Below are 9745 nucleotides of genomic sequence, written 5' to 3'. Positions count from 1 at the left end.
TTGCGATCTTTTTGTATAAAAAATGCGGTTAATTAAACAATAATTTTGTTTCATCAAACGCATTTCTCTTAGAACAAATAATTGGTTGTCCTCTCCCAGCTTGCTTAGTTTATAGAATTTCTTAATGAGATTCCCTTTGCTAGGGCCCCATCGTTAAGTATGACTAGATTTAAAAAAACTTGATTCAAGCGCATTTTAAATTTAAATCAGTCAGCTACTGCCTAAATGTTTAAAGAGGCTAAGACAATTCATCTTGTTTTAGTCTATTTATTATATGCTCAAAAATAAGCACTATTGTGTTTCTATATGATTAATAACTATAGCTATCACACTTTGTTACATAAATTTTACTTTCTTTTATATAAAAATGCCTATGATTAACTTGAATTTAAAGTAATCATAGGCATTGTTTTATTAGGGTAAACGATTCTATTTTAAAACACATTTTCAATTTCCAATATTTTCAAGAACGCACTAGCAGCATACTTAAATGCAGCTTCATCTATATCAAAATGTGGGTTATGATGTGGTGCTGTAATACCTTTATCTTTATTACCACATCCAGTTAAGAAGAATGCCCCTGGGCGGACTTTTAAATAGTGAGAAAAGTCTTCACCAATCATCATTAACTCAGATTCATTGAAGCGTAGATGTAAGTCATTTGCAGCTTGTTTGACTACCTCATATGCATTGACATGATTGTGTACTGGTAAATAGCCACGAATGTATTCTAAGTCGTAAGTGATATCATTAGCCAGTGCCAAGCCTTGTAATAGTTTATCCATCTTATGTTGAATGTGTGATTGTAATTCTGTATCAAATGTGCGCACAGTTCCCTTACAAAAAGCACTATCGGGAATAACACTATCCGATGATCCCGCTTGAACCATTCCGAATGTGAGTACTGCTTCTTTAACAGGGTCTATTGTTCTAGAAATGATCTTTTGCGCACTCAAAATAAACTCAGCCATAATTACAATTGGGTCAATGGTTTCATGCGGTTTAGCGCCATGGCCCCCTTTACCTTTGATTGTAACCGAGAATTCATCTGGTGATGCCATAATCGCACCAGGTCTTGAATAAATCGTACCTGTACTATAGCCACTCCATAAATGGGTACCATAAATTTTATCAACACCATTTAAGCAACCATCATCAATCATTTCTTGAGAGCCACCTGGCATAATTTCTTCACCATATTGGAAGATAAAGACCACATTTCCTTTTAATAAATGGCGGTGTTCATGCACAATCTCAGCAACGCCTAATAATATCGCAGTATGACCATCATGACCACATGCATGCATCAATCCATCATTCTTAGATTTGTAAGGTACATCGTTAAGTTCTTGTACAGGTAGTGCGTCGAAGTCAGCACGAAATGCAATCGTTGGTCCCTCTTCTTTACCTTTGAATGTTGCTTTAATGCCATTACGTCCAATAGGTGATTCAATTTTACAATCAAGATGACTAAGCTGATTTAGAATATAGTTATGCGTCCAAGTTTCCTCGAAAGAAGGTTCAGGATATTGATGCATATAGCGACGCATCTGAATCATTCTATTTTCCTTATTACTGGCTAATTGAAACCAATCTAACACATGAACCACTTCTTCCTAATTATTATGAATTTTAGTATATCAAATTCTAATTCAACTCAATAGATTAATTCGGTATTTTCTGGAAAATGAAGGTAAATATACATGTTGTATGAACAGTTGTACATGACGTAAAGAATATTCAATATATTGAATTAACTGGAATGATAGTGCTTTCATGTTCAAGAAAAATCAGTTATGATTATGTTGATAAATAAATGCAAAGGGGATATGAATATGGTTCAATCACTACACAACTTTTTAGAAGAAAATATTCAATATTTAAAAGACAATGGATTATATAACGAAATCGATTCAATCGAAGGTGCGAATGGTCCAGAAATTACAATCAATGGGAAACAATATATTAATTTATCATCAAATAACTATTTAGGACTAGCAACAAACGAAGATTTAAAATCTGCAGCTAAACATGCAATTGATTCACACGGTGTTGGTGCTGGTGCTGTACGTTCAATTAACGGTACATTAGACTTACATGATGAGTTAGAAGAAACATTAGCTAAGTTCAAAGGTACTGAAGCTGCTATTGCTTATCAATCAGGATTCAACTGTAACATGGCAGCTATTTCAGCAGTAATGAACAAAAATGACGCGATCCTTTCAGATGAATTAAACCACGCATCTATTATTGATGGATGTCGTTTATCTAAAGCTAAAATCATCCGTGTTAACCACTCAGATATGGATGATTTAAGAGCGAAAGCGAAAGAAGCTGTTGAATCAGGTCAATACAATAAAGTTATGTACATCACAGATGGTGTATTTAGTATGGACGGAGACGTTGCTAAATTACCTGAAATCGTTGAAATTGCTGAAGAATTTGGCTTAATTACTTACGTTGATGATGCGCATGGTTCAGGTGTAATGGGTAAAGGTGCTGGTACAGTTAAACATTTCGGTTTACAAGATAAAATCGACTTCCAAATCGGTACACTTTCAAAAGCAATCGGTGTAGTTGGTGGTTATGTAGCAGGTACTAAAGAACTTATCGACTGGTTAAAAGCTCAATCAAGACCATTCTTATTCTCAACTTCATTAGCTCCTGGAGATACTAAAGCAATTACTGAAGCTGTGAAAAAATTAATGGCTTCTACTGAATTACACGATCAATTATGGGATAATGCGAAATATTTAAAAGATGGCTTAGCTAAACTTGGCTTCAATACTGGTGAATCAGAAACACCAATTACGCCAGTTATTATTGGAGACGAAAAAGAAACACAAGAATTTAGTAAACGTCTTAAAGACGAAGGTGTATATGTTAAATCTATCGTCTTCCCAACAGTACCACGTGGCACAGGACGTGTAAGAAATATGCCTACAGCAGCGCATACGAAAGAAATGTTAGACAAAGCAATTGCTGCTTATGAAAAAGTTGGTAAAGAACTAGGTACAATTAAATAATGATATAAGAGAGAGTCATTTTTAGGCTGGGACGATTATGATCGTTCCAGTCTATTTTTATTGTGATATAACAAAGATAACTCAAAATGTCACTTGTTATTAGATGAGGTGGAGATATTTATTTTGGTAAAATAATGTTATAGTTCATCGTCTTAAAATATGAAATATCAAATTAACATATAATTTAGAAGGTGGTGTGTTAATGCTAAATCTAAGACAGTTAAGCTATTCAGATAAAGTGGCTTTAATGAAGTACGTCCAAGAATGGTATGTTCATGATGAACCCATAGTGCCTTCCAATACAGACTTGGCGAAGTATGAGTCATTTGAACACATGGTAGACCATTTAAATAATATAGAGGTTGATGATGATTGGGTACCAACGACCACACTATTTTGCTTTGAAAATGGAGCTATTGTTGGCGCAGTCGATATTCGCCATCACTTAAATCGACGCTTAGTAAACATTGGCGGACATGTGGGTTACGGCGTGTGTCAGTCACGTAGAGGACATGGCATTGCTTCATTTATGTTGCAAGAAGCGAAGCTATTGTTAAAAGAACTAGGTGTAAACAAAGTATTAATGACTACGAATCCTAAGAACACTGCCTCACAAAAAGTGATTAAAAAACATGGCGGATATGAAATCGAACCATATGTTAAAAAGAATGGCAATTTAGTAAGTCGATTTGAAATTCCTAATGAATGAAGGTTGGATGAATGAAAGATTTAAAAGTAGTATATGCATTGATACAAGATGAAGCAGGAAATATTTTACTCGTTCATAATACAGATGGTGGTGGCTGGTCACTACCCGGTGGCAAAGTTGAGTATGGGGAAACGCTAGTTGAAGCATTGAAACGTGAAGTTAGAGAAGAAACAGGCTTAGCTATTGAAGTTAAGGACGTAGTTAGTATTAATGAAGGTAAATCGACACAAATGAATGTCCATACGCTTTTTATTATGTTTAAAGTACAAGTACATGATTATACAACAGAAATTCAAATGAAAGATGAAATTTCAACATTACGTTGGTTGCCGATCGAAGAAGCGGATGAAAAGTTAGTATATTACCATCATAGTTTGCGTGTATTTCTAAATAATCACGCTACTTATTATGATGAAGGACTTGTAGATTAAAGTGGGAAACGAAGCGTTGCAATCAAAATGAATAGTTTAAGCAAGTTAAATTAGCCTTTTATCCTATCAACATACGTGAATTAAAAGTATTACATAATAAGATGATAAATGAGTGGCTTGACGGGTAAATAATGAATAACGACAAAGCATTTGATGGAGGAATTAATATGTTAGTTTTGAATGAGCAAGATCAACGAGCATTACTAGATATGAAAGAAGTGATTGATGAAGTTGCTAATTCGTTAAAAGCATTCTCAGAAGGTAAGACAGAAACGCCACTACGCTATGTCCTACCATTTAATGATGATAATCGCTATTTAGTCATGCCAGCTTTATCCGATGATCTTAAAATCGTTGGCATCAAAACCGTTACATTTGCGCCTGATAACCCTAAAAAGGGCAAGAAAACGATAACAGGGTCAGTCCTTTTAAGTGACTATGAGACGGGAGAAACGCTTGCAGTGTTAGATGGCAGTTATTTAACACAAATACGTACTGGCGCAATTTCAGGCGTAGCAACGCAATACTTGGCTCGCAAAGATGCTAAAACGTTATGTGTCATTGGTGCTGGTGATCAGGCTAGAGGTTTAATTGCAGCTGTTATGGCTGTGAGACATATCGATATGATTCACTTTTCAAGTCGCACGACATCGAATGCGGAAGTATTAGCACAAGAAGTAGCGGAAACATATCATGTAGCAACGAAAGTCTTTGATCAAGCGGATGATGCCATGGCAGAAGCGGACATTGTAGTAACTGCTACAAATTCGAATAATCCCGTATATGCTCATACTTTACATCCAGGTGTTCACTTAAATGCAGTAGGTTCTTTCAAACCAGATATGCAGGAATTACCTACTGAATCAATGATGGTAGCGAACAAAATTGTGGTTGAATCTACTGAAGCTGCAATGGAAGAAACAGGCGATTTAAAGGTACCTCAAGAAGAAGGAATTATCACACAAGCATCTTTACATGGTGAACTTGGTGATATTGTTGCAGGTAAAATTTCAGGACGTGAGAGTGATGAAGAAGTGACACTCTTTAAATCTGTTGGCCTTGCTATTGTAGATATAGTGGTTGCTAATTATTTTTATAAAAAAGCGATTGAAAAGCAGGATAAATAGTTGGATGTCACAACAATCTTAATATAATGACAACAAACCGTGAGTGAGACAATGCATTTAGTGTCCCATTCACGGTTTATTATCTATCAAAAATTATGCTGATTTTTTGCGTTGACGACAATATATCAATCCAGTTCCAGTTACAACAAGTAAGATTGCGATACCATGTTCTGATGTATCATCTGTATTACCTGTATTAGGTAGCTGTGTTAATGGTTCATTATAGAGCGCCATTGTTTGAATTGCTTTGCTCGTGTGATGATGTTGCTGATGCATCATATGGTACGCACCAGCATGCTGTTCAAAGGCGTGATTTGATAATTGAATCACTTTGTTGTAATGATTTGAAGCTACAGGATAACCAGAATGATGATGTGTAGATGTATGGTTAGTGTTGATGGCCATTGATTGTGCATCATTATGGTGATGCTTCCAATTAGTACTTGATGGCACTTGCATTTGTTGATGACCATCATTAGCTACGTTAGGAAGTTCGATGATATTTCCATTGGCTTGATGTGTATCTTTATGCGCTGGTTGTTGTCCATGATGACTATTGTGTTTCGAGTCATCATTAGTATTATTATTTGGCATTTGTTGACCGCTACCTGCGTGACCTGTTGAATGATTGTTACTATCTTGAGTTGCTTCACCAGTATTTGGCTGCTCAGCACTTTCAGGCTCTCCGTTGATAATACGTACAGGTTCAACTGTATCATATATACTCAAATCGGTTTCTTTAATGTATTGCGCGACAACTTCATCTAATGAGATGCCTTCTTCACGTTGACCACCAAACATATCATAGCCATCACCTTGATTAGCCGTGAAATCATTTGTTGTTACATAATACGTGCGGTTAGGGTCTAAATCCTCATAGCGACCATTTTCTTTATTCAATACTTTGATTGCATTAATACGTTGTCCAGATGTTTTGTCGATATCGTAATATACTTTTAGTGAATCAGAAATTTGTAAGAAACCACCATTAGCAGTTAAGACTTTCTTACCATCTTGCATATCCGTTTCAGCACTTAAACTATGTTCAAATGCTTTTAATACATCTGAGCCCTTAACTTGAATTTGAGAAATTAAATTTCCGAATGGTAATACAGTAATAATATCATTTTCTGTAACTTTACCTTTGTCGATTGAAGCACGTATGCCACCACCGTTAGTGATTGCGAAATCAGAAGGGTGTGAGAAATGTTTAGAGGCATATGCTTCCATAGCGTCTGTAATTAAATTCCCTAAATTGGTTTCTTGTGTACGTGCTTGTGCGCGTTCGCCATTTAACTTCACTGTATTATTAGGGATAACGACAGTGGATGTTGCTTTCAAGAACGCATCATTTGCTTTCTTAGTTTGTGCTTCGATTTGTGAGTCAGGTGTCACATGCTCAGCATCAGCGACATTAATTAATGATGCTTCGACATTCGTTGCTTGCTTATCTTTAAAATTAAAATCAATACGGCCTACATTTTCAAGGGCTGTTCCTGTTTGCGCGAGTATATTGTTAGCACCGTAGTGTTGACCGTGATCAATGACTGTATGTGAATGGCCATCGAGGACAAAGATAGACTGTGTAAATGAACGGTCTTTCGTCAGCTGCTCGATTAAATAATCACCACGCCAACGTTCTTGTGTTGATTTATCCACACCTAAGTGTGATAAGACAACGAATATATCCACATGATCTTTAATTTGATTCATAGCTTGTTTGACACTGGTTAACGGATCTTTAAATTCCACACCTTCAACTGCAGTAGGTGATGTTTTAGTTTTGGTTTCAGGTGTTGTGACACCCACAATACCATAACGGACATTGTTTTTAGTTACGATTGTGGAAGGGTTAAATATACGTTTACCATTTTTATAGATATTGGATGAAATGATAGGGAAATTTAACTGTTTCTGTAATTTAAGTAATTGGTCATAGCCAAAGTCAAATTCATGATTTCCGACAGTCATCGCATCGTAACCGACATTATTCATAGCTTTAGCCATTTCCTCACCTTTAGAGTTGTTAGAAACAGGTAATCCTTGAAAAGCATCGCCAGAATCAACCATTAAATCAGGATGATATTTGTCTTTGAGTCCCTTTACTTTAGCCATTCCGATGACACGACCATCTTCTTCAACGAAACGACCATGAATATCATTTGTATGTAAAATTGTGTGTTTATCTTTGTTGTTAGAAGCTGTTGTTGCTTTCTTATTCGCAGTAACATCATTCGTCTTCATAGCAGTTTGCTTTGAAGTAGCATCACTGTGTTTAGGTGCTTGCTTTGAAACAGGTGTAGCGTGTTGTGATACAGTAACATCATGACTTTGTTGTTGCGTTGCTTCTTCAGGCGATGAGGTAACTTTCGTCGGCGTAGATGCCTTTGGCGGTGTAACTTGTGCTGACTTAGAAGCTTCAGTTGTTGAAGATGATGTGTTTACCTTAGTATCTTGCGACGATTGAACTTCATTTGTAGTCGGTTCAGGCAATGCTTTTTCTTCTGAAAAGGCAGAACCCTGAGATGAAACATTGTGCTTCTCTGAAGTTGTATGTTGTGTTGTAGACGTTGCAACATCAGGATGTGGTGTCGTTTGAGACGACGATGTGATGTCATCATGATGTGAAATTGCATCAGACTCTATTGCCATATCCTTATTCGTCGAGTAAGCATTTACTGATGGTGCTTCTTGTGATGTTGTGTGTGATACTGCTGTGGTGTTGTTTGATTGGATTGACTCTGATTCAGCAGCATACGTTGTACCCATGGTGATACCAAATACGATAAAAAATAGTATTAAGATTGGAACAAGATATCGCTTCATATTTGCCTCCTTTATTATATGGAATTTACATTTTTATATTAGCATAAGTCACCCGTCTTAAAGCTTACGCATTCAATTATTTACGATAAATTTAAAAATGATTAATAAATCAAACACTACGATACGTAAGAATCTCTGACTTTTCAAAAAGAAATAGATTAATAAAGAATGTACTTTCTGAGTATACAAGAAAGCGCTTTTATATTATAATAAGCATGTAAATAGGGAATATGTACACCCTAAAAGGACAATTATTCGTGCTAAACACACAAAGGGAGTTTTTATTTATGGAAAGAATCGTTATTACAGGAGCGCTTGGTCAAATTGGTACTGAGCTGGTATTAAAATGTAGAGAAATTTATGGAAATGACAATGTCTTAGCTACGGATATTAGAGAACCGGAAGAGGACTCACCGGTTAATAATGGACCGTTTGAAGTATTGGATGTTACGAATCGTGAAGCGATGATGGCGAGTGTTGAGAACTTTAAAGCGGATACGTTAATGCATATGGCGGCTTTATTATCAGCAACTGCTGAGAAAAATCCATTATTGGCTTGGGATTTAAATATGGGCGGTTTGATGAATGCATTAGAAACTGCTAGAACATATGAATTACATTTCTTCACACCAAGTTCTATTGGTGCGTTTGGTGATTCAACACCTAAGAAAGATACACCTCAAAATACAATCCAACAACCAACTACAATGTATGGTGTGAATAAAGTTGCTGGTGAATTATTATGCCAATATTATTTCACAAAATTTGGTGTCGATACGCGTAGTGTGAGATTCCCTGGACTTATTTCTCATGTTAAAGAACCAGGTGGCGGTACGACGGACTATGCGGTTGAAATCTATTTCGAAGCGGTAAGAAGCGGACGTTATACAAGTTATATTGCTAAAGACACATACATGGATATGATGTATATGGATGATGCAATTGATGCAATTATTAAATTAATGGAAGCAGATGCAGATAAATTAGTTACGCGTAATGGCTATAACTTAAGTGCTATGAGCTTTGAACCTGAAGAAATTAAAGCTGAAATCCAAAAACATTATCCAGATTTTGCTTTAGACTATGAAGTGGATCCAGCACGTCAAGCAATTGCAGATAGTTGGCCAGATAATATTGATACAAGCTATTCTCGTAAAGAGTGGGACTTTGATCCTAAATACGATTTAGCTGGTATGACTGAGTTAATGTTAAAAGCGATTGAAGAAAAAGAACAAAATAAATAAAGTGTGATGTGTTGAACTAGCAGGGTGTTACCCCCTGCTAGTTTTTTGTGTGAAAGGGAGTGGGACAGAATTCTTTTTAAATTCGTTGTCCACTCCCAGCTTGCTTAGCTTGTAGAATTTCTTAATGAAATTCTCTTTGCTGGGGCCCCGCCCACAAGGATGACTAGAACTGAGAAAAGCTTGAATTAAGCGCCTTCTCAGTTCAGTCAGCTACTGCGAATTTGCTAAATAGCTTCATTATATTATTTTTGTCCCGGACTCTTTTTGTGTGAAAAAGCAGCCATAGATCGATAATCACTCACATAAGTTGCTTCGCTTTCCTGGGGTGCTGTCTCAGCCTGTAGTCTTCGACTAGCACTGCTCCCCTAGGAGTCTTCGCAAC

Annotated in this window: 7 protein-coding genes; 5 read left to right on the top strand and 2 right to left on the bottom strand. The window is 36.4% G+C overall.

Annotated elements, in window-relative coordinates; translation table 11 throughout:
* Positions 1-434: 434 nt before the first annotated feature.
* Positions 435-1601, bottom strand: a complete 1167-nt coding sequence (locus KA828_RS11870) for a M20 family metallopeptidase (protein ID WP_210126282.1) — start codon at positions 1599-1601, stop codon at positions 435-437.
* 234 nt (positions 1602-1835) lie between these two features.
* On the opposite strand from KA828_RS11870, the gene KA828_RS11865 reads away from it, so the two are divergent.
* From KA828_RS11865 to KA828_RS11850, 4 genes are all read left to right on the top strand, one after another.
* Positions 1836-3026: a glycine C-acetyltransferase gene (locus KA828_RS11865; RefSeq protein ID WP_053031038.1), complete on the top strand. Its 1191-nt coding sequence runs from the start codon at positions 1836-1838 to the stop codon at positions 3024-3026.
* 202 nt (positions 3027-3228) lie between these two features.
* Positions 3229-3735, top strand: coding sequence for a GNAT family N-acetyltransferase (locus KA828_RS11860; protein ID WP_210126281.1), 507 nt, complete (start codon positions 3229-3231; stop codon positions 3733-3735).
* Positions 3736-3746: 11 nt separating this feature from the next.
* Entirely contained in the window at positions 3747-4166 is a 420-nt protein-coding gene (locus KA828_RS11855; RefSeq protein ID WP_107630131.1) for an NUDIX hydrolase, read from the top strand.
* A gap of 167 nt (positions 4167-4333) precedes the next feature.
* The gene (locus tag KA828_RS11850) at positions 4334-5293 is read left to right on the top strand and encodes an ornithine cyclodeaminase family protein (RefSeq protein WP_053031044.1); all 960 of its coding nucleotides are present in this window, start codon (positions 4334-4336) and stop codon (positions 5291-5293) included.
* A 93-nt stretch (positions 5294-5386) separates the two neighbouring features.
* Here the strand turns inward: KA828_RS11850 and KA828_RS11845 are convergent, their stop codons facing one another.
* A complete protein-coding gene (locus KA828_RS11845; RefSeq protein WP_210126280.1) occupies positions 5387-8119 on the bottom strand; it encodes a 5'-nucleotidase C-terminal domain-containing protein in 2733 nt (910 codons plus the stop codon).
* 287 nt (positions 8120-8406) lie between these two features.
* Between KA828_RS11845 and KA828_RS11840 the strand changes: the two genes are divergently transcribed.
* Positions 8407-9363 (top strand): NAD-dependent epimerase/dehydratase family protein, encoded by a 957-nt coding sequence (locus tag KA828_RS11840; protein ID WP_210126279.1) that lies wholly within the window; start codon positions 8407-8409, stop codon positions 9361-9363.
* Positions 9364-9745: the final 382 nt, after the last annotated feature.

Source organism: Staphylococcus sp. GDY8P85P, from assembly GCF_017892405.1.
In the GTDB taxonomy this organism is placed as follows: domain Bacteria; phylum Bacillota; class Bacilli; order Staphylococcales; family Staphylococcaceae; genus Staphylococcus; species Staphylococcus borealis.
The sequence above is the reverse complement of the archived record's forward strand: the minus strand, read 5'-3'. Positions and strand labels throughout refer to the sequence as shown.